The sequence below is a fragment of the Streptomyces katrae genome, assembly GCF_002028425.1.
Taxonomy (GTDB): domain Bacteria; phylum Actinomycetota; class Actinomycetes; order Streptomycetales; family Streptomycetaceae; genus Streptomyces; species Streptomyces katrae_A.
This window is the reverse complement of sequence record NZ_CP020042.1, coordinates 3,205,540-3,230,700: the sequence shown is the minus strand read 5'-3', so window position 1 is coordinate 3,230,700 and position 25,161 is coordinate 3,205,540. Positions and strand designations below refer to the sequence as shown.

Sequence of the window (25,161 nt, the reverse complement as noted above, 5' to 3'; positions counted from 1 at the left end):
TCCGACAAGCCGCCGTCAAGTGAGGGGCGATCCACGGACAGCCGCGGCGAACCGCCCATAAAGGATGACCGGTAGCGGGCCGGGATACCGTCGACGGGTGCACGAGCAGACCCCCGACACCCCGCCCGCCCCCGCCGTCCCGGCGGCGCCGACCCTCTTCGACTGGGAGTTCGCCACCGACCCCTACCCCGCCTACGCCTGGCTGCGCGAGCACGCGCCCGTGCACCGGGCCACGCTCCCCAGCGGGGTCGAGGCCTGGCTGGTGACCCGGTACGCGGACGCCCGCCAGGCCCTCGCCGACCAGCGGCTGAGCAAGAACCCGGCGCACCACGCGGAGCCCGCCCACGCCAAGGGCAAGACGGGGATCCCCGGGGAGCGCAAGGCGGAGCTGATGACCCACCTGCTCAACATCGACCCGCCGGACCACACCCGGCTGCGCCGGCTGGTGTCGAAGGCGTTCACCCCGCGCCGCGTCGCGGAGTTCACCCCCCGGGTGCAGGAGCTGACCGACCGCCTCATCGACGGGTTCGAGCAGAAGGGGGAGGCGGACCTCATCCACGAGTTCGCCTTCCCGCTCCCCATCTACGCCATCTGCGAGATGCTCGGCGTACCGCGCGAGGACCAGGACGACTTCCGCGACTGGGCCGGGATGATGATCCGCCACGGCGGCGGTCCGCGCGGCGGGGTGGCCCGCTCGGTGAAGCGGATGCGCACCTATCTCGGGGAACTGATCCACCGCAAGCGGGACGATCTGGGCAACGACCTCATCTCCGACCTGATCCGGGCGAGCGACCACGGCGACCACCTGACGGAGGCCGAGGCCACCGCCATGGCCTTCATCCTGCTGTTCGCCGGCTTCGAGACGACCGTGAACCTCATCGGCAACGGCGTCCACTCCCTCTTCATGAACCCCGGCCAGCGCGCCCTCCTCCAGGACTCCCTCGCCGCGGGCGAGACCGCCCTGCTGGAGACCGGGATCGAGGAGCTGCTGCGCTACGACGGCCCGGTGGAGCTGGCCACCTGGCGGTTCGCCACCCGCCCGCTGACCCTCGGCGGCCAGGAGGTCGCCGCCGGCGACCCCGTGCTGGTGGTCCTCGCGGCGGCCGACCGCGACCCCGCGCGCTTCGCCGATCCGGACACCCTCGACCTCTCCCGGAGTGACAATCAGCACCTCGGATACGGCCACGGGATCCACTACTGCCTCGGCGCCCCGCTCGCCCGCCTGGAGGGCCAGACGGCGCTCGCGACTTTGCTGAAGCGTCTGCCGGATCTGGAACTTGCCGTTCCCCCTGCGGACCTGCGCTGGCGCGGCGGACTCATCATGCGGGGCCTGCGCACCCTGCCCGTCCGCTTCACAGTCCCGAACGTCTGAGGCGCGCACCCGGGCGCCCGCAACGGCCCCCGGGGCGGCGGAACTGACCGGAATTCAGTCTTCGGCCGAACTTGTGACATCCGTTCGAAGGCGGCTAGGTTCTGCCGTTACCCCGCCGTTATACGAAAGGTGCAGGCTCATGCTTCCCGGGAACGGCCGCCACAGACGACCCCGTCAGGTCCCCGCCATCGTCGTCACCGCCGGAGTCACCGGCTCAGCGCTGGCACTGCCGCTGCTCGCCGCCACGGGCGCGAACGCGGCCGACACCGCGACGTGGGACAAGGTCGCCGACTGCGAGAGCGGCGGCACGTGGAGCGCCAACTTCGGCAGCGGGGCCTACGGCGGCCTCCAGTTCACCCTGGAGCAGTGGAAGAACGCGGGCGGACTCGAGTACGCGGAGCGCCCCGACCTCGCGAGCCGGTCGCAGCAGATAGCGGTGGCCGAGCGGGTGCTGGAATCCCAGGGCCCCGAGGCGTGGCCGCTGTGCTCCGCCTCGGCCGGGCTGTCCAAGAACGGGCCGAAGCCCGACGTGGACACCGGCACCTCCAAGATCCCCGGCCCGGTCGGCCCCACCCCGGTCCGGCCCGACTTCTCGGTGCCCTCCACCGGCCGGGACAAGCCCTCCACGGACTTCGGGGCGCCCACCCCGGCTCCCGGCACCCCGGGCCCGGGCGTACTCCCGGACTACCCGCTGGGCGCCACCAGCGGACTGCCCGTCATGCCGGAGCCGGACTACTCCCTGCCGCCCACCCCGACCACGGGCCCCACCGTCCCGCCCACCACCCCGGCGAACCCGGGCAACCCGGGCAATCAGAACGGCCAGGGCAACCAGGGCAACTCCAACAACCAGGGCAACCCGGCCAATCCGACCGCCCCCGGCACCCCGACCGCCCCGGTCGACCCGACGGCCCCGGCCACCCCGGGCGCCACGCCCTCTCCCTCGGCCTCCGCCGGCGCCTCCGACGGCAGCGGCAAGCACCGCGGCCCGGCCGCGGTCGAGGTGCCCGCGGCCCCTGGCGCGGCGTCAGCCGCCGCCGCGGAGCCCGTGTACACGGTGAAGCCGGGCGACAGCCTGGCGGCCATCGCGGACGCCAACGGCCTCAAGGGCGGCTGGACCGCCCTCTACCAGGCCAACGAGCAGGTCATCGGCAAGGACGCGGACCTCATCAAGCCCGGCCAGAACCTGGATCTAACCAAGAAATAGGGGGTAGTTCGGGCAGCCATTACGGGCTGAATGTCCGTTATCGGCAAGTGAGACATGCATCTCTTCCGGACAACTGGCGTGTCTCATTCCGGAACTTCCGCAAACCCGGCTCCGACCTGCGCAAACGTGCTCTCCCGGAACGCAAGTAGGCCGGTTTCTCCCCAAAATCACACGTTGAACATCGGGGAGAGACCTGTCTACCTTCTGAGTCGCCCGCCACCGCGGGCTCCTTCGACCGCATCGCCGAATCCTGCCGGCGGCCGGAGGGAACAGTCGTCGCGCAAGCGCCGTTGGCAGGAGCGGGGGAACCAAGGTAGGCGCCGGGAAAGGCCGTTGAGAGACGGCCCGCGTACCGGCTTGGGGTGAAGACGCGCAACTGCGCGACCGGGCAACTCATCCGCCCGAACCCGACAGCTCACCTCGAAGGCGTCGGTGAGGAGAAACTCCATGCTGCTTTCCGGCAAGGGCAAGCACCGCCGCGGCTCCAAGGCCGTCCGCATCGTCACGCTCGCCGGTGTCGCCGGTGTGGCCGTCGCCGCGCCGCTGATGGCCGCCGGCTCCGCCAGCGCCGCCACCGTCTCGGAGTGGGACAAGGTCGCCGCGTGCGAGTCCGGCGGCAACTGGTCCATCAACACCGGCAACGGCTACTACGGCGGCCTCCAGTTCTCCGCCTCCACGTGGGCCGCGTACGGCGGCAAGGCGTACGCCGCGCAGGCCAACCAGGCCACCAAGTCGCAGCAGATAGCCATCGCCGAGAAGGTCCTCAAGGGCCAGGGCAAGGGCGCCTGGCCGTCCTGCGGCGTCGGCCTGTCCAACTCCGCCTACAACGGCGGCGGCTCGACCACCACCCCGGCCAAGCCGAAGCCGGAGACCAAGCCGGCCCCGGCCAAGCCCGCCCCGGCGAAGCCCTCCACCCCGAAGGCCGACACCGAGACCAAGTCCACCGGCTCCGGCTCCGGCGACTGGACCCCGTCCAAGCCCGCCCCGGCCAAGCCGTCGGCCCCGAAGACCGGGACCCCGGCGACCGGCAACGGCTCGTACACGGTCCAGGAGGGCGACACCCTCGGCACCATCGCCGAGGCCAACGGCGTCAAGGGCGGCTGGGAGAAGCTGTTCGACCTGAACAAGGACACCGTCCAGGACGCCGACCTGATCTTCCCGGGTCAGAAGCTGAACCTCGGCTGAATTCCCGCGTAACACCCGAGCAGCACCCCGGCACGGACCGCGGCATCGACGCCCGGCGCGCATCCTTCGCGCGCCGGGCGTCGTCGCGTCCGCGCCGCGCCGCCGCATGTCCGGCCCGTTTTCCGGGGCTCTATGTCCCGGAAGGCGGGTATTCGGACCCTTTTTCGTCCCAGGACCCGGGCGGTCGGCTGGCCGACCGCCCGGAGCCGGTTAGGCTCTAGTCGGCGAGGCCGTCCCAGGCCACACGCCACCGCACACCCAGCGTCACATCCCAGAAGGAGATGCTCGTGCCGTCCATCGACGTCGTCGTAGCCCGGGAAATCCTGGACTCCCGAGGCAACCCCACGGTCGAGGTCGAGGTGGGCCTCGACGACGGCAGCACCGGCCGTGCTGCAGTTCCGTCCGGTGCCTCCACCGGAGCGTTCGAAGCCGTAGAGCTCCGCGACGGTGACCCCAACCGCTACCTGGGCAAGGGCGTCGAGAAGGCCGTCCTCGCCGTCATCGAGCAGCTCGGCCCGGAGCTGGTCGGCTACGACGCCACCGAGCAGCGCCTGATCGACCAGGCGATGATCGACCTGGACGCCACCGAGAACAAGGGCTCCCTCGGCGCCAACGCCATCCTCGGCGTCTCCCTCGCCGTCGCGCACGCCGCGTCCGAGGCCTCCGACCTCCCGCTCTTCCGCTACCTCGGCGGCCCGAACGCGCACCTGCTGCCCGTTCCGATGATGAACATCCTCAACGGCGGGTCGCACGCGGACTCCAACGTCGACATCCAGGAGTTCATGATCGCGCCGATCGGCGCGGAGTCCTTCTCCGAGGCCCTTCGCTGGGGTGCCGAGGTCTACCACACCCTCAAGAAGGTCCTGCACACCAAGGGCCTCTCCACCGGCCTGGGCGACGAGGGCGGCTTCGCCCCGAACCTGGAGTCCAACCGCGCCGCGCTCGACCTCATCATCGAGGCCATCAAGCAGGCCGGCTACGTCCCGGGCAAGGACATCGCGCTCGCGCTCGACGTCGCCGCGTCCGAGTTCTACAAGGACGGCAAGTACCAGTTCGAGGGCCAGTCCCGCTCGGCCGCCGAGATGACCGAGTACTACGAGGAGCTCGTCTCCGCGTACCCGCTGGTCTCCATCGAGGACCCGCTGTTCGAGGACGACTGGGCCGGCTGGAAGACCGTCACCGAGCGCCTGGGCTCCAAGGTCCAGATCGTCGGCGACGACCTCTTCGTCACCAACCCCGAGCGCCTCGCCCGCGGCATCGAGGAGGGCTCCGCGAACGCCCTGCTCGTCAAGGTCAACCAGATCGGTTCGCTGACCGAGACCCTCGACGCCGTCGAGATGGCCCAGCGCAACGGCTTCAAGTGCATGATGTCCCACCGCTCCGGCGAGACCGAGGACGTCACCATCGCCGACCTCGCCGTCGCGGTGAACTGCGGCCAGATCAAGACCGGCGCCCCGGCCCGCTCGGACCGCGTCGCCAAGTACAACCAGCTGCTGCGCATCGAGGAGATCCTCGACGACGCCGCGGTGTACGCCGGGCGCAGCGCCTTCCCGCGCTTCAAGGGCTGAGTCCTCGCCTAGCCTCCCTACGTCCCCGCACTCGGTCCCGTACCGTGTGCGGGGACGTATTGCGTAGCGCGCGCACAAGGGGAGGCGGATCATGGCCGGGAACCGGGATCGGTTCTCCACCTTCTCCACGGCGACCAGGCTCCGGCAGCTCGGCGAGCGGACCGCGGCCCACGTCTACCGCTCGCAGTCCCGCCGGGTCGTGCGCCGCAGCCGGCTCACCGGCCGGGCGGCCCTGCTGGTGCTCGTCCTCTGTACGCTGGTCGTCGCCCTGGCGTACCCGATGCGCCAGTACGTGTCCCAGCGCTCGGAGATCGCCGACCAGCAGCGGGCCGCCGCCACCGCGCGCAAGCGCCTGGAGCAGCTTCGCGACGAGAAGGCGCGCTGGCAGGACCCCGCCTACGCGGAGCAGCAGGCGCGCAGGCACCTGCACTTCCTGCGCCCGGGGGAGATCGGCTACATCATGACCGACCCCGGGGCCGCGGCCGCGGAGCACCGCCGCGGCGGCCAGAGCGGATCCGACCGCCCCTGGTACTCCAACGTCTGGGACGGCGTCGACAAGGCCGACCGCCCCGGCGACTGACCCACCCATCACGACCGTCACGTACGGGGCGACCGCAGGCGGCCGCCCCGTACGACCGAACGAAGAGACTTCCTCCAGGCATGCAGACGCCCCCGCCCCAGACCGACCGGACCGAGCCGACCGCCGCCGACATCGAGGCGTTCGAGCAGCAGCTCGGCCGCCCCCCGCGCGGGCTGCGCGCCATCGCGCACCGCTGCCCCTGCGGCCAGCCGGACGTCGTCGAGACCGCCCCGCGCCTCCCCGACGGCACCCCCTTCCCGACGCTGTACTACCTCACCTGTCCGCGCGCGGCCTCCGCGATCGGCACGCTGGAGGCCAACGGCGTGATGAAGGAGATGCAGGCCCGCCTCGCCGAGGACCCGGAGCTCGCCGCCGCCTACCGCAAGGCGCACGAGGACTACATCCAGCGGCGCGACGCCATCGAGGTGCTCCAGGGCTTCCCGAGCGCCGGCGGCATGCCGGACCGGGTGAAGTGCCTGCACGTGCTGGTCGGGCACTCGCTGGCGGCCGGCCCCGGGGTGAACCCGTTCGGCGACGAGGCCCTGGCGATGCTGCCGGAGTGGTGGGCCAAGGGCGCCTGCGTCACCCCGTGCGGTGAGAAGGCGAAGGAAGGGGAGACGGCATGACCCGGGTCGCCGGCATCGACTGCGGTACCAACTCCATCCGCCTCCTCGTCGCCGACTGCGACCCGGCCACCGGGGAGCTGGTCGAGCTCGACCGCCGGATGACCATCGTCCGGCTCGGCCAGGGCGTGGACAAGACCGGCCGGCTGGCCCCGGAGGCGCTGCAGCGCACCTTCGCGGCCTGCCGCGAGTACGCCGCGGTGATCAAGGAGCTGGGCGCCGAGCGGATCCGTTTCGTGGCCACCTCGGCCTCGCGCGACGCCGAGAACCGCGAGGACTTCGTCCGGGGCGTCCTGGACATCCTGGGCGTGGAGCCCGAGGTGATCTCCGGGGACCAGGAGGCGGAGTTCTCCTTCACCGGCGCCACCAGGGAGCTGACCGGTGACACGGCCCTGGAGCGGCCCTTCCTGGTGGTGGACATCGGCGGAGGCTCGACCGAGTTCGTCGTCGGCGAAGAGCACGTGCGCGCGGCCCGCTCCGTCGACGTGGGCTGCGTCCGGATGACCGAGCGCCACCTGGTGGTGGACGGTGAGGTCACCGACCCGCCGACCGGGGCGCAGATCGCCGCCATGCGCGCCGACATCGAGGCGGCCCTGGACCTGGCCGCCGAGACCGTCCCGCTGGAGGAGGCCCGCACCCTGGTGGGCCTGGCCGGCTCGGTGACCACGGTCGCCGCGATCGCCCTGGACCTGCCGGAGTACCGCTCCGAGCGCATCCACCACTCCCGCATCTCCTACGAGCAGGTCCGCGAGATCAGCGAGCGCATGCTGACCGCCACCCACGCCGAGCGCTCGGCGATCCCGGTGATGCATCCCGGGCGGGTCGACGTGATCGGCGCCGGCGCCCTGGTCCTGCTCGCGATCATGGAACGCACCGGCGCCGCCGAGGTCGTGGTCTCCGAGCACGACATCCTGGACGGCATCGCCTGGTCCGTGGCCTGACCGGTCCGCCCGTGCGGGTGGGCGAGGGGGCGTTCCGCGCTGGGCGCCCCCTCGAGCCGTTCGCGGACGTTCCTGCGGCGGCCGTCGTGCGGGGCTGTGGCGCGAATATCGCGTTCCACCCGATGAGTGGCTGGTGGGGCGGGGGAGCACGCCCGGGGCGGGGGCTGTGCGAGGGCTGTGCGGGGGCAGTGCGGGGCTCCCGGGAGGCCGAAAAGGCGCTGCCGCGCACCAAGTTCGTGAAGTTCTTCACAAGGAAAAAGCGCCCCCCGGGTCAACAAGAGGGTCGTTCGAGGGGTTCTTGAGGGTCGCAGGGCCGTTTCGGCACCTGTTTGTGCGATGCGCGGGCGCTGCGGGTTTCGTATCGGAGGTAAGGACGAAACCCGGTGGTCCAGTCCGGTCGAGGCCCTGGAGGCCAGTTCAGGGCGGGTGAACAACGAGTCCCGATACCCTCTGGTTCCCGTTGCGCGCCATGATCTGGGTCACGCGGGGCGCGCAGTGTAGCAGAGCTCTCCTCGCTCCTTGTGAAGGGGCTCACGAGCATCACCCCTTGGGGTGCTGGATACTCATCTCATGAGCACCACGGAGCGTCCCAGGATCCTCGTTGTAGGAGGTGGGTACGTAGGCCTGTACGCAGCCAAGCGCATCATGAAGAAGATGCGCTACGGCGAGGCGACCGTCACGGTCGTCGACCCGCGCTCGTACATGACCTACCAGCCCTTCCTCCCCGAAGTGGCCGCAGGCAGCATCTCGCCTCGGCACGTCGTCGTCCCGCTGCGACGCGTGCTGCCCAAGGCTGAGGTTCTTACCGGCCGGGTCACCACCATCGACCAGGACCGCAAGGTCGCCGTCGTCACGCCGCTGGTCGGCGAGGCGTACGAGCTGCCCTTCGACTACCTGGTGATCGCGCTCGGCGCCGTCTCACGCACCTTCCCGATCCCCGGCCTGGCCGAACAGGGCATCGGTATGAAGGGCGTCGAAGAGGGCATCGGCCTGCGCAACCACGTCCTCGAACAGCTCGACAAGGCCGAGTCCACGACGGACGAGAACGTCCGCCGCAAGGCGCTCACCTTCGTCTTCGTCGGCGGCGGCTTCGCCGGCGCCGAGACGATCGGCGAGGTCGAGGACATGGCCCGCGACGCCGCGAAGTACTACACCACGATCAAGCGCGAGGACATGCGCTTCATCCTGGTCGACGCGGCCGACAAGATCCTCCCCGAGGTCGGGCCCAAGCTCGGCACCTGGGGCAAGGAGCACCTCGAGTCCCGCGGCATCGAGATCTACCTCAACACCTCCATGGACTCCTGCGTGGACGGCCACGTGGTGCTGAAGAACGGCCTCGAGGTCGACTCCAACACCATCGTGTGGACCGCGGGCGTCAAGCCGAACCCGGCGCTGGCCCGCTACGGCCTGCCGCTCGGCCCGCGCGGCCACGTGGACACCGCCCCGACCCTCCAGGTCCAGGGCACCGACTACATCTGGGCCGCCGGCGACAACGCCCAGGTCCCGGACGTCGCCTCCCGCAAGGCCGGCGTCGAGAACGCCTGGTGCCCGCCGAACGCCCAGCACGCGCTGCGCCAGGCCAAGGTCCTCGGCGACAACGTGGTCTCCGGCATGCGGGGCTTCCCGCAGAAGGAGTACCAGCACTCCAACAAGGGTGCGGTGGCGGGCCTCGGCCTCCACAAGGGCGTGGCGATGATCGTCATGGGCAAGATGAAGATCAAGCTCAAGGGCCGTCTCGCCTGGTACATGCACCGTGGCTACCACGGCATGGCCATGCCGACCTGGAACCGCAAGATCCGCGTCTTCGCGGACTGGACCCTCGGCATGTTCCTCAAGCGTGAGGTCGTCGCCCTCGGCGCCCTCGAAACCCCGCGCGAGGAGTTCTACGAGGCCGCCAAGCCGGCGCCGGCCCCCGCCGCCGCCGCTGCCCCGGCCGAGAAGGCCAAGGCCTGACCCCGGCGCTGACGCCGGGTCCCTGAGCACGACCCCGAAGGGGCCGCCCGCCATCCGTGGTGCGGGCGGCCCCTTCGGCGTACCCGCGCACCCGGGCCCGTGCCCCGGGCCCCGGCGCACGGGCCCCGGCGCGCGCGGCGACTCCCGGGCGCACGGCATGGTCAAGGTGCGCTCAAGGTGCGGTCCAGGTGTGATTCGGTGGCGAATGCCCTTCGGCGCGAGTGGGTAGCCGGTTGGTCTGAACACCTTGGAGGTGCCTCGATGACCGACGCCGCGCCGCGGCTGGCAGCCCTTGCCGAAACCCTGCTGGGCGCCCCCCTGCCCGTCCGCATACGTGCCTGGGACGGCAGCGAGGCCGGCCCCGCCGCCGGCCCCGCCCTGGTGCTCAACCACCGGCGCGCCCTGCGCCACATGCTGTGGAAGCCGGGCGAACTGGGCCTGGCCCGCGCCTGGGTGGCCGGTGACCTGACCGTCGACGGCGACCTGTTCGAGATGCTGGACAAGGTGGCCGGACTCGTCTGGGAGCGCGACCACGCGGCCGCGCCCGTCCCCGCCCGCCGCCCCCGCAGCGGCCTGGCCAAGCTCGCCGCGCTGCGCCCGCACCTGCCCGCGCGCGCCTCGGGCGCCGCCGGAACGGCCGCCCTGCTGCGCGACCCGGCGACCCGCGCCGCCGTACGGGAGCTCGTGGCCCTGGCCCGCCCGTGGACGCGGCCCGCCCCGCCGCCGGAGGAGGCCGTCCGCCAGGGCGGGATCATCCACTCCAAGAGCCGCGACCGGCACGCCATCAGCCACCACTACGACGTGGGCAACGAGTTCTACGAGCACGTCCTCGGCCCCTCGATGGTGTACTCCTGCGCCTACTGGACCGAGGGCGGCACCCTGGAGGAGGCCCAGCGCGACAAGCTGGACCTGGTCTGCCGCAAGCTGGCCCTGAAGCCCGGCCAGCGGCTGCTGGACGTCGGCTGCGGCTGGGGTTCGATGGCCCTGCACGCCGCCCGCGAGTACGGGGTGCAGGTCACCGGTGTCACCCTCTCCACCGAGCAGGCCGCCTACGCCCGCAAGCGGATCGCCGACGAGGGCCTGACCGACCGGATCGAGATCCGCGTCCAGGACTACCGGGACGTCAAGGACGGCCCGTACGACGCGATTTCCTCGATCGGCATGGCCGAGCACGTCGGCTCCGTGCGCTACCGCGAGTACGCCGGGATCCTGCACGCACTGCTGGCCCCGGGCGGCCGCCTGCTCAACCACCAGATCGGCCGGCCCCCGGAGCCCGACGAAGCGGCGTACGAGATCGACGAGTTCATAGACGCCTACGTCTTCCCCGACGGGGAGCTCTCCCCGGTCGGCTCCACCGTCGGCGAGCTGGAGAAGGCCGGCTTCGAGGTCCGCGACGTGGAGGCGCTGCGCGAGCACTACGCGCTGACCCTGCGGGCCTGGGTGGCCCGGCTGGAGGAGCACTGGGACGAGGCCGTACGGCTCACCTCGCCCGGCCGCGCCCGGGTCTGGCTGCTCTACATGGCGGCTTCGGCGCTGGGCTTCGAGCACGCGCGCCTCGGGGTCAACCAGATCCTGGCCGTGAAGCCGGGCGGCGGCGGGACCTCGGGGATGCCGCTGCGCTCCCGGGTCTGGGGCGGCGCGTAGCCCCGTACGCCCACAACGCGCAAGGGCCCCGGGGCAGCTCGCCCCGGGGCCCTCCGTGTCCCTGCTCCCGCCCCGGGCTACTCCGTCTTGATGGCGGTCAGCATGTTCAGCCGGGCGGCGCTGCGGGCCGGCCACATGGCGGCCAGGACACCGACGACGGCGGCCAGCAGGAGGAAGACGCCGAGCCGGCCGTAGGGGAGGATCAGCTCGTAGTTCGGCACCGACTTGGTGAGGGTGCTGCCCACGGCCCAGGCCAGGAAGAGGCCGATGCCCATGCCGAGGACCGCGCCGAAGAGCGAGATCACCACGGACTCCAGGCGGATCATGTTCTTGACCCGGGCGCGGTCGAGGCCGATCGCCCGCAGCATGCCGATCTCCTGGGTCCGCTCGAAGACGGACATCGCCAGGGTGTTGACCACGCCGAGCACCGAGATGATCAGCGCCATGCCGAGCAGGCCGTACATGATGTTCAGCATCGTGTTGATGATGCCGCCCATCTCGTTGCGCATGTCCTGCCGGGTGGCGACGGTCATCGCCGGGTTCTTGCCGAGGGCGTCGATGACGGCCTGCTGGCCGGCCTTGGAGTCGCCGGCGGTGGCGTTGACGTAGACCTCGCGGACGTACTGCTGGTCGGTGTGCGCGCCGAGGACCTTGTTGTCGACGACGTACGGGGACAGCAGGCCTTCCAGGTCCTTGTAGACGGCGCCGATCTTCAGGGCGGTCTTCTGGCCGTCCTCGAACTGGACCTGGAGGGTGGAGCCGACGGTGAGGTTCTGCTTCTTCGCGGTGCTCTCGGCGACGGCGACCTCGCCCTTGCCGAGGGAGGCCAGGGAGCCGGACGTGACGTCGATGTTGAGCAGTTCGCCGATGGTGGCCGGGTTGACGCCGGACGCCGAGCGGAAGCTGTCGCCGATCTTGAAGTAGCCGTCGGCCTGCGGGGAGACGGCCTTGATGCCGGGGGCCTTGGCCAGGGTGTCGGCCACGGACTTGTCCAGGCCGCCGATGCCGCCGGCCATGGAGACCTTGTAGTCGGCCTTCAGCTTGTCGGTGCTCATCCGGTCGACGGCGGTGCCCAGGGTGATGCCGAGGACCGACAGCGTGGTGACCAGGGTCAGGCCGATGGCCAGGGAGGCGGCCGTCACGGCGGTGCGGCGCGGGTTGCGCACGGCGTTCTGCGCGGCCAGCTTGCCGGGGACGCCGAACACCTTCTGCAGGAGCGGGCGGACGGCGCCGATGACCGGCCGGGACAGCAGCGGCAGCAGGACGATCATGCCGATGAGCATCAGGCCGGCGCCGCCGCCGATGACCATGCGGCCGTCGCCGCCCATGGACACGCCGAGGAAGACGATGCCGATGCCGGCGAGGCTGATGAGCGAGCCGAGGACGTTCCGCACGACCAGGGACTTCGCGGTGGCCGGGAGGTGGGCGCTGCCCATGGCGGCGACCGGGGCGATCCGTCCGGTGCGCCAGGCCGGCAGCAGGGCGGCGAGGGTGGTGACGACGACGCCGATGACCAGGGCGGCGATGACCGTGCCCGGGGCGATGACGAGGTCGCCGTCGGGGATCTTGGCGCCGATGGAGTCCATCACGGAGCGCATGCCGACCGCCAGGCCGATGCCGGCGACCAGGCCGATCGCGGCGGAGGTGGCGCCGATGACCAGGGCCTCGGCGAGCACCGAGCGCATCACCTGGCCGCGCTTGGCGCCGACGGCGCGCAGCAGGGCCAGTTCCCTGGTGCGCTGGGCGACCAGCATGGTGAAGGTGTTGTAGATCAGGAAGACGCCGACGAACAGGGAGATGCCGGCGAAGGCGAGCAGCATGGTGCTGAAGCTGCTCATCTGCTTCTCGATGTCCTTGGCCTGCTGGGCGGCGAGTTCCTTGCCGGTCTGGGCCTTGGCGTGCTTGGTGTCGAGCAGCGGCTTGATGTCGGAGAGCAGCTGGTCGGCGGAGGTGCCGGCCTTGGCGGCGACGGCGAGCTCGTCGTAGAAGCCGGGCTGGAGGTAGAGCTCCTGCGCGACCTTGGTGTCGAAGAGGACCAGGCTGCCGCCGGCGTTGACGGCGCCGTCCTCGGTGGTGAAGACGCCGGTGAGGGCGAACTCCTTGACCGGGCCGTTGGTGGCGACGCGGACCTTGTCGCCGACCTTGTAGCCGCCCTTGGCCGCGGACGCCCTGTCGAGGGCGATCTGGTCGTCCTTGGCGGGGCCGGTGCCGTCGGTGAAGGCGTAGCGGGGGTCCTTGCCGTCCGTGACGGGGGCGTAGTTGGAGCCCTTGTTGGCCCAGCCGGAGCCGATCAGCTTGCCGTTCTCGTCACCGACGCCGGCGAAGCCGGAGACCCGGCCGGAGACGGAGTCGACGCCGCGCACGGCCTTGACCTTGTCCAGGGTCTGCTGGCTGATGCCGGGCTCGCCCTCCTTCTGGCCGTCCTCGTTGCGGGACGGGCCCCACGAGGTGACGGAGACGGCTATGCCGTCGTAGCTCTTGGCGGACTGGCCGGAGAGGGCCTTGCTCAGGGTGTCGGTGAAGACGAGGGTGCCGGAGACGAAGGCGACGCCGAGGGTGACGGCGAGGACCGTCATCAGCAGTCTGGCCTTGTGCGCGAGGATGTTGCGCAGGGCGGTACGGAACATGGGGTTATCAGTCCTGGGCTGGAAGTCTGTTCGTGGCTTCGGTGATCAGTGACCGATCAGCTGGTGCGGCCCTTGGCGTCGAAGGCCTTCATCCGGTCGAACACGCCGTCCGCGGTGGGCGCGTACATCTCGTCGACGATGCGGCCGTCGGCGAGGAAGATGACGCGGTCCGCGTAGGAGGCGGCGACTGCGTCGTGGGTGACCATCACGACGGTCTGGCCGAGCTCGCGCACCGAGTTGCGCAGGAAGCCGAGGACCTCGGCGCCGGAGCGGGAGTCGAGGTTCCCGGTGGGCTCGTCGCCGAAGATGATCTCGGGGCGGGCGGCCAGGGCGCGGGCCACGGCCACGCGCTGCTGCTGGCCGCCGGAGAGCTGCGTGGGGCGGTGGGAGAGGCGGCCGGAGAGGCCGACCATGTCCACCACGGTGTCCAGCCACTGCTTGTCGGCCTTGCGGCCGGCGATGTCCATGGGGAGCGTGATGTTCTCCAGGGCGGTCAGGGTCGGCAGCAGGTTGAACGCCTGGAAGATGAAGCCGATCTTGTCCCGGCGCAGCTGGGTCAGCTGCTTGTCCTTCAGGGTGCCGAGCTCGGTGTCGCCGATGCGGACCGAGCCGCCGGAGAAGGTGTCCAGGCCGGCGACGCAGTGCATCAGCGTCGACTTGCCGGAGCCGGAGGGGCCCATGATCGCGGTGAACTGGCCCCGGCCGAAGTCCACGGAGACGTTGTCCAGCGCGACCACCTGGGTCTCGCCCTGGCCGTACACCTTGGAGAGCTGCGTGGCACGGGCGGCCACGGCCTGGGCGGTGTGCTGCGGGGCGTAGTTCATGGCGGTCACGGGGGCTCCTGTCGAGCGGGGTCTGCTGCGCGGTGGCGGGACCCTTCCATCCTCACCGCGGCCTTACCGCGGGGGGATCAGCCGCGGTGCCCGTTCGACGGCCCACTCGAGTCTGACCGGGGGCGCGGCCGTCTCCTCCTCTGGTATGACGGGAGCCCCGAGGAGGGCCCGTACGGAGGGGTGGCCCGGGGTGGCGCGGGGCGGCGAAATCACGTCATTTGCGAGGAGGTGCGGAGCGTCTCCCTCAGCACTGCCGACCGTGACTTATCGGTCCTGACGCCCACTCAATCGCCAATAAAATCAGACAACATCGGATAGAGGCGCCGCTGACGGGCGGGGTGTTCCGGATAGGCTCACCGCAGCGTTCAAGGCTTTTGCCACGGGGCCCGCTGCGCCCTGCCCGGATGGTGGAATGCAGACACGGCGAGCTTAAACCTCGCTGGCCCTCGGGCCGTGCCGGTTCAAGTCCGGCTCCGGGCACTTCCGCGCTCCCGCCACGGCCCCGCACACCGTTCCCGGGGCCCTTCCGTTATCTCCGGCGATCCGCCGCGCCTTCTCCTAAGATCCTCCTCCAGCAGTAGGGTGCTTTCTTTGCTAACGCATTACCCTTGACGCAAGGCCGCGCACCGTGGCCACGGAGGAGTGAGATGAGGAGCAGTAACCCGGTCTTCTCGCGACGGGGGTTCAGCCGCGACAACGGCGGCTACGCGGGCTTCGACGCGCAGTACGCGCAGGCCGGGACCGCGACCAACCCGTACGCGACGAATCCTTACGCCATCGACCCCACCACGGGCATGCCGGCCGCGCCGGCCCGCGGCGCCGCCATGACCCTCGACGACGTCGTGAGCCGTACGGCCATGACGCTCGGCACCCTGATCATCACGGCGGCGGTCGCCTGGCTCGCCCTTCCGGTGGACCCGGCGAACCTCGGCAAGTCGTACATGATCGGTCTGGGCGCGGCGCTCGTCGCCTTCGTCCTCGCGATGGTCCAGAGCTTCAAGCGCAAGCCTTCCCCGGGCATCATCCTGGCCTACGCGGCGTTCGAGGGCTTCTTCCTCGGCGTCATCTCCGCGGCGACCAGCTACTACCTCAGCCCCGGCGTGGTCATCCAGGCCGTGCTCGGCACCATGTGCGTCTTCGCCGCCGTCCTGGTGGCCTACAAGATGCGCTGGATCCGCGTCACGCGCCGCTTCACCGGCTTCGTGATGGCCGCGGCCCTCGGCTTCGTCCTGCTGATGGTCGCCAACTCGCTGTTCATGCTGTTCGGCGGCGGTGACGGCCTCGGCTTCCGCAGCGGCCCGCTCGGCATCGTGTTCGGCATCGTCGGCGTGGTCCTCGGCGCCTGCTTCCTCGCCATGGACTTCAAGCAGGTCGAGGACGGCGTCACCTACGGCGCCCCCCGCGAGGAGGCCTGGCTGGCCGCCTTCGGCCTCACCGTGACCCTGGCGTGGATCTACCTGGAGCTGCTGCGCCTGTTCCAGATCCTCTCCGGCGACGACTAGTCGTACCGGTAGTCCGGCGGTCCGGCAGTACGGGGAAGGCCCCGCGAGCGACGCTCGCGGGGCCTTCCCGCATCTCGGGGGCGTACGGGCAAGGGGGCCTGGGTTCAGCCGAACCGGCGGGCCGCTCTGCGCAGCCCGTACTCGTGGACGATCGCCTTCGCCTGGCCGTGCGACAGGTCGTGCGCGCCGAGCAGCCAGTTGACCTTCTCCTCGAACCGGAGGAGGGACGGGCCCTCGTCGACGGTCCGGAGCCAGTCGGAGATCTCACGACCGGTGGTCTGGGGGATTCTGTCGATCATGTTGCGGTGGGTCTGCTCGGAGAACTCAACGGACATGGGCGCCTCCGGAGGTATCGCCGTGCTGTTCTCTTCACTGCACCGTGCCGGAGAGTTCGCCCGTTGGCAATGGTGCCCGGGCGGCGCGTAAGGTCGGCCGGGTGCTCGATACCTCGCCCCTGACCGCCGCCGTGGAACGTTTCGCCGACCGGCTGCGGGCCGCCCCGCAGAGCCGGCTCCAGCGCGGCGCCGCCGCGGAGGCCCTGGAGCTGGCCCGTGAGCTGGCCGTGCGGGCGCAGCGGCTGGAGGACCCCTCGGGGGCGGCTCCGGCGCGCGTGATGCCCGACGAGGGGGTCTTCGTCGTCGGGGACCAGCTGGCGGTGGCCGGGCTGGACCTGGCCGAGGCGCTGCGCGCCGCCGGCCCCGGCAGCGCGAAGGCCCCGTCCGAACTGCTGGACGAGGCCGTGGCGCTGGTGGAGCGGGCGGAAGTCAGAGCGATGCGATGACGCGGTCGGCGAGGATGTAGACGTTGCTGTCCGGGTCCTCGGTGTCACCGCAGGAGAAGGTCAGCGCGTAGGCGCCGGAGATGCCCGAGCCGCCCAGCAGGACCGGGGCCGTACCCGAACGCAGGGCCTCGGCGAGGCGCTCCGCGGTCTCCCGGTGGCCCGGGGTCATGCACAGGGTGGTGCCGTCCGTGAAGACGTACACGTCGAGGGTGCCCAGCGGGCCGGGACGGACGTCCGCGAGGGCCGTACGGGCCTCCGCGAGCTCCTCCAGGCGGCTGACCGTGCGCTCGTGGTCGGCGCCGGGGTGCGGCTGGACCGGGACGAAGTCCGGGTGGGAGGGGTGGCGCCGGCGGGCCGCGGCCAGCTCGGCCGAGTCCTCCGGGTACTCGTCGGCGAGGTCGTCGCCCAGGACCGGCTCCAGGCCGACCAGGTCCGCCTGCCGGGGCAGGAAGACGGGGCCTTCCTCGCCCAGGCCCGGCAGCCCGCCCAGCAGGGACGGGGCGTCGGCGGCGTCACGCGCCTCCTGCGCGGCCCAGAAGGCCCGCGCCTCGGCCAGCTCGCGCTCGCGCTCCTCGGCGAGGGCGGCGGCCACGGCGGCCCGTATCTCGGCGGCGGGGGACTCGACGGCGCTGCGGGCGTGCGGGACGCTCGCGCCGCGGGCGTTGGCCGGCAGGGCGAGCTCATCGCGCAGGGCCGACACCTGCTTGCGCAGTCCGTGTACGGCGTGCAGCGCAGCAGCGCCCACGGCCGTGGCAGCGGCCGTGGTCAGCAGCAGGGCAAGAGACATGGCGCTCACTGACTAACTCCTGGTTGGTTCGATCCCCCGACTTCCTACATCAGCTTGTCCTGTGCTGGGAATGGCGTGCAGTGCATTACGTCATGAAATGGACAGGTCTTTCGTCCTGGAGGCCCTAGGGGGATGGCGTCTGACCTGGGCAAATACCGATCCCCCAGGACAAAGGTCACATCCTGGGGGAGATTCGGTCACAGGTCGGCCGCGACGGGATTAGACCTGATGTCAGTACACCGTATGGATCTAGAGGATCCCTTGCGGGAGCTGGGGGCCCGGCTGGAGCGGTACCGGACCCCTCACTCTGCGCGCTGTGGCCCGCGTCTCAGCTGAGGCGCTCGATCACCATCGCCATGCCCTGGCCGCCGCCGACGCACATGGTCTCCAGACCGAACTGCTTGTCGTGGAACTGGAGGCTGTTGATCAGGGTGCCGGTGATCCGGGCACCGGTCATCCCGAACGGGTGGCCGACGGCGATGGCCCCGCCGTTGACGTTCAGCTTCTCCAGGGGGATCTCCAGGTCCCGGTAGGACGGGATGACCTGCGCGGCGAAGGCCTCGTTGATCTCGAACAGGTCGATGTCGCCGACCGTCAGCCCGGCCCGCTTCAGCGCCTGCTTCGACGCCTCGACCGGACCCAGGCCCATGATCTCGGGCGACAGGGCGGTCACGCCCGTGGACACGATCCGGGCCAGCGGGGTCAGGCCCAGCTCCCGCGCCTTGGTGTCGCTCATGATGACGAGCGCGGCGGCGCCGTCGTTCAGCGGGCAGCAGTTGCCGGCCGTGACCAGGCCGTCGGGACGGAAGACGGGCTTGAGGCCCTCCACGCCCTCCAGGGTGACCCCGGCGCGCGGGCCGTCGTCCTTGCTGACGACCGTGCCGTCGGGGGTGGTGACCGGGGTGATCTCGCGGGCCCAGAAGCCGTTCTTGATGGCCTCCTCGGCGAGGTTCTGCGAGCGCACGCCGAACTCGTCCATGTCCCGGCGGGTCACGCCCTTGAGGCGCGCCAGGTTCTCGGCGGTCTGGCCCATGGCGATGTAGGCGTCCGGGACCAGGCCGTCCTCGCGCGGGTCGTGCCAGTCGCTGCCCTCGCTCTGCGCGACGGCGGCCGTACGGGCCTCGGCATCGGCGAACAGCGGGTTGTGCGTGCCGGGCATGCCGTCGGAGGAGCCGTTGACGAACCGGGACACCGTCTCGACACCGGCGGAGATGAAGACGTCGCCCTCGCCGGCCTTGATGGCGTGCAGCGCCATGCGGGAGGTCTGCAGGGAGGAGGAGCAGTAGCGGGTGATCGTGGTGCCGGGCAGGTAGTCCATGCCCATCTGCACGGCGACGATACGGGCCAGGTTGTGGCCCTGCTCCCCGCCGGGCAGACCGCAGCCCAGCATCAGGTCGTCGATCTGGCGCGGGTCCAGCTCGGGGACCTTGGCGAGGGCGGCCTGGATGATCGTGGCGGTCAGGTCGTCCGGCCGGACGTCCTTCAGCGACCCCTTGCCGGCGCGCCCGATGGGGGAGCGGGCGGTGGAAACGATGACGGCTTCGGGCATCGGGACTCCAAGGGGTGTGCGTGCGTCGTTGCGGGACCGCAAGCGAAGTTACCGCCCCGTACGGTCGAGGTCACCGGGGCGGTGATGTGATGCCCGTCGCTCCGGCCCGCCATCGCCCCCCTCAAGGGGCCGGGGGCGGCGGTGCCGGGGCGGGGCGGGACATGCCGGCGGGCCGGGGGTGGGGGTGGCCGGGGTCCCGGCCGGGCGGTCTCAGGGAGGGGTTGGGGCTTTCCCTTCAGTCTCATCGTCCTTCCGCGTCGGGCCACCCTGTCAAGGGCGCTCCTTCGTCGCGTCGCTTCGCGATCGTCTACGGCGACCCTTGACAGGCCGTCCCGCCGCGAAATGCCGAAGACTGCCGGGAAACCCCCAAAGGAACGGGACGGACGTTCATGGGACATCCGGCGGCATCAGCGACCAGGCGCCCCCCGCGCCCCCCGCGCCGCCCCCCGCGAGGCTCACGAGGCCGATGGTGTTGCCGGTTCGGGGACCGGTTCCGTGGGGAGGCGTCGGCGGCGGCGGTGTTTGAGGATGGCCCAGGGGCCGCGGGCCGCCGTGACCTCCGTGCCCGGTTCGCCCGCCGCCGCCGAGGCGGCCTGGGCCACCGGCAGCATGTCCTCGTTGCGGGAGACGTCCAGGCGGTCCGACTCCGGCCACACGCCCAGCGCCGCGCACAGGGTCGGCAGGACGGCCATCGCCGCCGTCGCGTAGCCCTCCGCCGAGGGGTGGTACGAGTCCGGGCCGAACATCTCCCGGGGGTTCGCCGCGAACTCCGGGCCCAGCATGTCCCCCATCGAGACCGTCCGCGCGCCCAGCGCGACCACCCCGATGGTCTGCGCGGCCGCCAGCTGGCGGGACACCCGCCGGGCCATCCACCGCAGCGGCTGGTACACCGGCTCGATCGTGCCCAGGTCGGGACAGGTGCCGACCACCACCTCCGACCCCGCCAGCCGCAGCCGCCGTACGGCGGCCGTCAGCAGCCGCACCGACTGCGTCAGCGGCATGCGCCGGGTCACGTCGTTCGCCCCGATGATCACCACGGACACGTCCGGCGCCGGTCCGTCCCCGTCCAGCAGCAGTGACACCTGGCGGTCCAGGTCGTCCGACATCGCCCCCGACAGCGCCACGTTCCGCAGCTCCACCGGCCGCTCCGCCACCGCCGCCAGCCCCGAGGCGAGCAGCGCCCCCGGCGTCTGGCGGGCGCGCCGTACGCCCAGGCCGGCCGCCGTCGAGTCGCCCAGCATCGCCATCCGCAGTGGCCCCGGGCTCAGCTCCGGCCCGCCGAACTCGCTCCCGTACAGGCCGTCCGCGCGCGGCGGGTCCGGCAGGCCCGTGCCCACCGTCCGCTTGGCGAACTGCACCTCCGCCAGCACCAGCCCCACCGCGGCCACCCCGACCAGCCCGAGCCCGCCCCCGCCGTACGCTGCCCCCGCCGCGATCCGGCGGGCCGTTCTCGCTCTGGACACCTCTCAGGCCACCTCCTCGGTCGTGTTGACCTTCCTGCCCCGTACTGCCGGTCGGCCAATCCCTTTCCGCATACTCTGGCCGGACCTCCCGGAGAACCCGTGGAGTCCCCTTCTTGGAGAACATGGTGCAATTCCACGACTCGATGATCAGCCTCGTCGGCAACACCCCGCTGGTGAAGCTCAACCACGTGACCGAAGGCCTGCAGGCCACCGTGCTTGCCAAGGTCGAGTACTTCAATCCCGGCGGTTCCGTGAAGGACCGGATCGCCGTCCGGATGATCGAGGCCGCCGAGCAGAGCGGTGCCCTCAAGCCGGGCGGCACCATCGTGGAGCCGACCAGCGGCAACACGGGCGTCGGACTCGCGATCGTGGCCCAGCAGAAGGGCTACAAGTGCATCTTCGTCTGCCCTGACAAGGTCTCCCTCGACAAGATCAACGTGCTGCGCGCGTACGGCGCCGAGGTCGTGGTCTGCCCGACCGCCGTCGACCCCGAGCACCCGGACTCGTACTACAACGTTTCCGACCGCCTGGTCCGGGAGACCCCGGGCGCCTGGAAGCCGGACCAGTACAGCAACCCGAACAACCCCCGTTCGCACTACGAGACCACCGGTCCGGAGCTGTGGGAGCAGACGGAGGGGAAGATCACCCACTTCGTCGCGGGCGTCGGCACCGGCGGCACGATCTCCGGCACCGGCAACTACCTCAAGGAGGTGTCCGGTGGGAAGGTCAAGGTCATCGGCGCCGACCCGGAGGGCTCCGTCTACTCCGGCGGCAGTGGCCGCCCGTACCTCGTCGAGGGTGTCGGCGAGGACTTCTGGCCCACCGCCTACGACCCGAACGTGACCGACGAGATCATCGCGGTGTCCGACAAGGACTCCTTCCAGATGACCCGCCGGCTCGCCAAGGAAGAGGGGCTGCTGGTCGGCGGCTCCTGCGGCATGGCGGTCGTCGCCGCGCTGCGTGCCGCCGAGGGTCTGGGGCCGGACGACGTGGTCGTCGTCCTGCTGCCGGACAGCGGGCGCGGCTACCTCAGCAAGATCTTCTCGGACGAGTGGATGGCCGGTCACGGCTTCCTGGAGGAGGCCGGTCCGGCCGCGCGCATCGGCGCCGTCCTCGCGGACAAGGAGGGCGGCATCCCGTCGCTCGTCCACATGCACCCGGAGGAGACGGTCGGTCAGGCGATCGAGGTGCTGCGGGAGTACGGCGTCTCGCAGATGCCGATCGTCAAGCCGGGCGCGGGCCACCCGGACGTGATGGCGGCCGAGGTCATCGGCTCGGTCGTGGAGAAGGAGCTGCTGGCGGCGCTGTTCGCGCAGCGGGCCTCGCTGGGCGACCCGCTGGAGAAGCACATGAGCGCGCCGCTGCCGCAGGTGGGTTCCGGTGAGCCGGTGTCCGAGCTGATGTCCGTGCTCGGTGAGGCCGACGCGGCGATCGTGCTGGTCGAGGGCAAGCCGACCGGTGTGGTGAGCCGGCAGGACCTGCTGGCGTTCCTGGCGAAGACCTCGAAGTAGTCCTCAGGGGAGGCCGGGGCCGTCGCCGCCGGGGCCGGTGGCCGTCGGTGCCGGGCCGGGGGCTGTTCCCGGCCCTTGGCGCAAACGGTACGGTCCCGACACGTGACGGCAGCACCCGCTTAACACGGCACCGGCACAGTGGTGTTGTCGGCGGGGCCGTCCGGGGGTCCGGGTGGTCCGGTCGGCGCCATGTGCGGTGTCAGCGTGCCTCCGGAGCGGCTCCCGGAGGGGCGGGGCGCCTCAGGACGCGGCCAGCCCTGACCCGGCCCGTGTCCCCGGCGGGGCCGCCGTCGTCCCGCCCTCCGGGCCTGGCCCGGGGGTACGGCGGCCCCTCCCTCCGGGTCCCGCTGGGCGGAGCCGTCTCCCCGCCCCGCCCTTCCTCCGTTCCTCCCCCGGCCACCGCTGGGAGGTACCCCCAGGGGCTCCGCCCCCCACCCCGCTCCCGGGGACTCCGCCCCCAGCCCCCCGCGCCTCAAACGCCGGCGGGGCTCAAGAGTCGGGGCTCCGCCCCAGACCCCCGGCCTGAAGCGCCGGCCGGGCTCAAGGCTCGGGGCTGCGCCCCAGACCCCGGGCCTCCGGCCCCGGTGCGCTGGGCGGCGTGAGGGTCCGCCTGGGGCCCGGGCCGTGCAGGGGGCGCCCGGATCGTGGGCATCGGGTTGCCGTCCTGCATAAGTGCATGCAGAGTGCACCCTGACTGAATATCTCACTCGGACGGACGGAGGGCCCCGCGATGAGCGACAACCCGGCCGCGCGGCTGCAGAAGCTCTTCGAGGGGCACCGGCTGACCCCGACCCAGCGGCGGATCGCGCACTGCATGGTGCGCGGCGCGGCCGAGGTGCCCTTCCTGTCGAGCGTGGAGCTCGCCGAGCTGGCCGGGGTGAGCCAGCCGTCGGTGACCCGGTTCGCCGTGGCCCTCGGCTTCGACGGGTACCCCGCCCTGAGGCGGCACCTGCGCGAGGTGGCCCCGGCGGAGCCGCCGCGGGCCGCGCGCGAGGAGTCGTACAACGAGTACCAGCAGGCCGTCGAGGGCGAGATCGAGAACCTGCGGCGGCTGGCGACGATGCTCGCGGACCCGGCGCCGGTGGAGGAGGCGGGCCGGCTGCTGGCCGGGTCGTCCCCGCTGCCGGTGCTCGGGCTGCGCGCGGCGTCCTCGCAGGCGCGCGGGTTCGCGTACTTCGCCGCCAAGGTGCATCCGGACGTGCGGCTCCTCGACGAGGGCGGCTCGATGCTCGCCGACCGGATCGACGCGGCGGCCGGCGCCGGGGCCTCGGCGCTGCTGTGCTTCGCGCTGCCCCGCCACCCGCGTGAGGTGGTGGAGGCCCTGGAGCACGCGCGCGGGGCCGGGCTGACCACCGTGACGGTGGCCGATTCGGCGTTCGCGCCCGTCGCCCGCTACTCGGACCTGCTGATCCCGGCGCCGGTCGGCACCGGGCTGGCCTTCGACACGGCGTGCGCGCCGATGCTGCTGGGCCGGGTGCTGCTGGAGGCCATGGCGGACGCCCTGCCGGACGCCCAGGCGCGACTGGAGGCCTTCGACGCCCGGGCCGCGGCGCGCGGGCTGTTCGTGGACTGACGACCCGGGCCGCGGGCCCGGCCGGAGGGTCCTGCCGCCCTCGCCCCCGCCGCCGCTCTTACAGCAGGGCGTCCCCGTATGCCCCTCCCGCCTCCGCCACCAGGTCCGTCGGCGTCTGCGCCGGGCGGACCAGGGTGAAGCGGACGGTGCCGGAGGGGTCGGCGGTGAAGCCGTGGACGGCCGGGCGGGGCAGGCTGTTGTAGCCGTAGTGGGCGGTGAAGGCGTACGCCCCGGTGTCGGGTACGGCGATCAGGTCGCCGGGGGCCAGCTCGGGCAGTTCGCGGGCGGTGGCCAGGAGGTCCCCGGCGAAGCAGGCGGGGCCCGCGATGTCCTGGGCTATGGCGGGGCCGGTCTTCGGGGTGCCCTTGGCGTCGTAGGGGAGGATCCGCAGGGGCCAGGCCGCCGGGGCGTAGACCGTGCGGGTGGCCACCTGCACCCCGGCGTGGGTGAGGGCGATGGGGCGGCCCCCGGTGGACTTGGTGTACTCGACGCGGGCGAGCACCGTGCCGTGCTTGGCCAGCAGCGACCGGCCGAACTCCGTGACCAGCCCGTACGAGCCGTCGAACAGGGCGGGGACGGTTTCGCGCAGGGCGGCTGCGTACTCCGCGTAGGTGGGGGTCTGCTCGTCCGAGGTGAAGTTCACCGGCAGGCCCCCGCCGATGTCGAGGGTGTCGATCCGGCGGGTTCCGGCGGCCTCGTTGATCTCCTCCGCGAGCGCGTGCAGCTCCCGTACGCCCCGTGCGATCAGGGGCAGGGGCAGGCCCTGTGAGCCCGAGTGGGCGTGCAGCCGGGTGATCCAGGGCCGGTCCAGGCAGGCCCGTACGAGCCGTTCGCGGGCGCCGGGGTCGCGCAGGCCGATGCCGAACTTCGAGGTGGCGGTGGCGGTGGAGAGGGCGTCGATGGCGCCGGCGCCGGTCTGGGGGTTGACCCGTACGCCGACGGGCGAACGGGTGGGGGCCGCCGCGATCAGGGCGTCGAGCCGTTCCAGTTCCTGGTGGTTGTCGGCGTTGACGGCGATCCCCAGGGTCAGGGCCTCGCGCAGCTCGCCGGTGGTCTTGGCGGGGGAGTCCAGCACGATCCGCCCGGCCGGGATCCCGGCGGCCCGGGCCAGTGCCAGCTCGCCGGGGCTGGCCACCTCGCTGCCCAGGCCGCAGTCGGCGAGCAGCCGCAGGACGGGGACCAGCGGGGCGGCCTTGGCGGCGAAGGCATGCAGGACGGGTGTCCCGGGGGCGGTGACGGCGTCGAAGGCTTCGGCGAGGGCGGCGGCGGAGGCGCGGATCCCGGCGGTGTCGAGCAGGCAGACGAGTGGCCCGGAGTCCAGCAGCCCCTGCTCCACGGCGGCCCGCACGGCCAGATCCCGCCGCCGGACGGCGTCCCGTGCGGAGGTGTCCCGCCCGGCGCCCTCCCGCCCGGCGCCGTCTCCCCGCCCCGCTGCTTCCTCTAAGGCGTCCATGCTCGCCATCCC

At 71.9% G+C, this 25,161-nt stretch carries 20 protein-coding genes, 1 tRNA gene and 1 riboswitch; of the genes, 14 read left to right on the top strand and 7 right to left on the bottom strand.

The features are described 5' to 3' along the window. Positions 1-97: 97 nt before the first annotated feature. The 9 genes from B4U46_RS14490 to B4U46_RS14450 all read left to right on the top strand — a co-directional run bounded on the left by B4U46_RS14490 (position 98) and on the right by B4U46_RS14450 (position 11,070). Positions 98-1,372 (top strand): cytochrome P450 family protein, encoded by a 1,275-nt coding sequence (locus B4U46_RS14490; RefSeq protein WP_079427600.1) that lies wholly within the window; start codon positions 98-100, stop codon positions 1,370-1,372. Positions 1,373-1,511: 139 nt separating this feature from the next. Beyond that, positions 1,512-2,576: a transglycosylase family protein gene (locus tag B4U46_RS14485; protein WP_079427595.1), complete on the top strand. Its 1,065-nt coding sequence runs from the start codon at positions 1,512-1,514 to the stop codon at positions 2,574-2,576. A gap of 275 nt (positions 2,577-2,851) precedes the next feature. Beyond that, positions 2,852-3,020: riboswitch (cyclic di-AMP (ydaO/yuaA leader) on the top strand. A 3-nt stretch (positions 3,021-3,023) separates the two neighbouring features. After that, positions 3,024-3,761 carry a transglycosylase family protein gene (locus B4U46_RS14480; protein ID WP_159036775.1) on the top strand — a complete coding sequence of 246 codons (738 nt, stop codon included), beginning with the start codon at positions 3,024-3,026 and terminating at the stop codon, positions 3,759-3,761. Positions 3,762-4,042: 281 nt separating this feature from the next. Further along, the gene (gene eno / locus B4U46_RS14475; protein ID WP_079427593.1) at positions 4,043-5,329 is read left to right on the top strand and encodes a phosphopyruvate hydratase; all 1,287 of its coding nucleotides are present in this window, start codon (positions 4,043-4,045) and stop codon (positions 5,327-5,329) included. 91 nt (positions 5,330-5,420) lie between these two features. Next, on the top strand, positions 5,421-5,909 hold the full coding sequence (locus B4U46_RS14470) for an FtsB family cell division protein (protein ID WP_079427591.1): 489 nt from the start codon (positions 5,421-5,423) through the stop codon (positions 5,907-5,909). An 80-nt stretch (positions 5,910-5,989) separates the two neighbouring features. After that, the gene (locus B4U46_RS14465) at positions 5,990-6,535 is read left to right on the top strand and encodes a DUF501 domain-containing protein (RefSeq protein WP_079427589.1); all 546 of its coding nucleotides are present in this window, start codon (positions 5,990-5,992) and stop codon (positions 6,533-6,535) included. Then, positions 6,532-7,473, top strand: coding sequence for a Ppx/GppA phosphatase family protein (locus B4U46_RS14460; RefSeq protein WP_079427587.1), 942 nt, complete (start codon positions 6,532-6,534; stop codon positions 7,471-7,473). Before B4U46_RS14465 ends, B4U46_RS14460 begins: the two co-directional genes overlap by 4 nt. A gap of 570 nt (positions 7,474-8,043) precedes the next feature. Next, a complete protein-coding gene (locus B4U46_RS14455; RefSeq protein ID WP_079427585.1) occupies positions 8,044-9,426 on the top strand; it encodes an NAD(P)/FAD-dependent oxidoreductase in 1,383 nt (460 codons plus the stop codon). Positions 9,427-9,687: 261 nt separating this feature from the next. Further along, positions 9,688-11,070: an SAM-dependent methyltransferase gene (locus tag B4U46_RS14450; protein WP_079427583.1), complete on the top strand. Its 1,383-nt coding sequence runs from the start codon at positions 9,688-9,690 to the stop codon at positions 11,068-11,070. A gap of 77 nt (positions 11,071-11,147) precedes the next feature. On the opposite strand, the gene B4U46_RS14445 is transcribed toward B4U46_RS14450, so the two are convergent. Next, a complete protein-coding gene (locus tag B4U46_RS14445; protein ID WP_079427581.1) occupies positions 11,148-13,697 on the bottom strand; it encodes an ABC transporter permease in 2,550 nt (849 codons plus the stop codon). Between the two features lie 56 nt (positions 13,698-13,753). Continuing rightward, positions 13,754-14,521, bottom strand: a complete 768-nt coding sequence (locus B4U46_RS14440) for an ABC transporter ATP-binding protein (protein WP_079431756.1) — start codon at positions 14,519-14,521, stop codon at positions 13,754-13,756. Between the two features lie 407 nt (positions 14,522-14,928). Between B4U46_RS14440 and B4U46_RS14435 the strand changes: the two genes are divergently transcribed. Next, positions 14,929-15,010 (top strand) — tRNA-Leu (locus B4U46_RS14435). A gap of 167 nt (positions 15,011-15,177) precedes the next feature. After that, positions 15,178-16,032 (top strand): Bax inhibitor-1/YccA family membrane protein, encoded by an 855-nt coding sequence (locus B4U46_RS14430; RefSeq protein WP_079427580.1) that lies wholly within the window; start codon positions 15,178-15,180, stop codon positions 16,030-16,032. A gap of 104 nt (positions 16,033-16,136) precedes the next feature. Here the strand turns inward: B4U46_RS14430 and B4U46_RS14425 are convergent, their stop codons facing one another. Beyond that, a complete protein-coding gene (locus B4U46_RS14425) occupies positions 16,137-16,367 on the bottom strand; it encodes a DUF4287 domain-containing protein (RefSeq protein ID WP_079427578.1) in 231 nt (76 codons plus the stop codon). 101 nt (positions 16,368-16,468) lie between these two features. Between B4U46_RS14425 and B4U46_RS14420 the strand changes: the two genes are divergently transcribed. After that, a complete protein-coding gene (locus B4U46_RS14420) occupies positions 16,469-16,813 on the top strand; it encodes a hypothetical protein (RefSeq protein ID WP_079427576.1) in 345 nt (114 codons plus the stop codon). Here the strand turns inward: B4U46_RS14420 and B4U46_RS14415 are convergent. From B4U46_RS14415 to B4U46_RS14400, 3 genes are all read right to left on the bottom strand, one after another. Beyond that, positions 16,797-17,600: a hypothetical protein gene (locus B4U46_RS14415; protein WP_079427574.1), complete on the bottom strand. Its 804-nt coding sequence runs from the start codon at positions 17,598-17,600 to the stop codon at positions 16,797-16,799. The genes B4U46_RS14420 and B4U46_RS14415 overlap by 17 nt on opposite strands. Before the next feature lie 328 nt (positions 17,601-17,928). Further along, entirely contained in the window at positions 17,929-19,149 is a 1,221-nt protein-coding gene (locus tag B4U46_RS14410) for an acetyl-CoA C-acetyltransferase (protein WP_079427572.1), read from the bottom strand. Between the two features lie 455 nt (positions 19,150-19,604). Then, the gene (locus B4U46_RS14400; RefSeq protein ID WP_079427570.1) at positions 19,605-20,612 is read right to left on the bottom strand and encodes an SGNH/GDSL hydrolase family protein; all 1,008 of its coding nucleotides are present in this window, start codon (positions 20,610-20,612) and stop codon (positions 19,605-19,607) included. Positions 20,613-20,737: 125 nt separating this feature from the next. Here B4U46_RS14400 and B4U46_RS14395 point away from each other — a divergent pair, with 125 nt between their 5' ends. Both B4U46_RS14395 and B4U46_RS14390 read left to right on the top strand, forming a co-directional pair. Continuing rightward, positions 20,738-22,123 (top strand): cystathionine beta-synthase, encoded by a 1,386-nt coding sequence (locus B4U46_RS14395; protein WP_079431755.1) that lies wholly within the window; start codon positions 20,738-20,740, stop codon positions 22,121-22,123. A 730-nt stretch (positions 22,124-22,853) separates the two neighbouring features. Further along, positions 22,854-23,696: a MurR/RpiR family transcriptional regulator gene (locus B4U46_RS14390; protein WP_079427568.1), complete on the top strand. Its 843-nt coding sequence runs from the start codon at positions 22,854-22,856 to the stop codon at positions 23,694-23,696. Between the two features lie 58 nt (positions 23,697-23,754). Here the strand turns inward: B4U46_RS14390 and B4U46_RS14385 are convergent, their stop codons facing one another. Next, complete coding sequence (locus B4U46_RS14385) at positions 23,755-25,158, bottom strand: diaminopimelate decarboxylase (RefSeq protein WP_079427566.1); 1,404 nt, start codon at positions 25,156-25,158, stop codon at positions 23,755-23,757. Between the last annotated feature and the right edge of the window lie 3 nt (positions 25,159-25,161).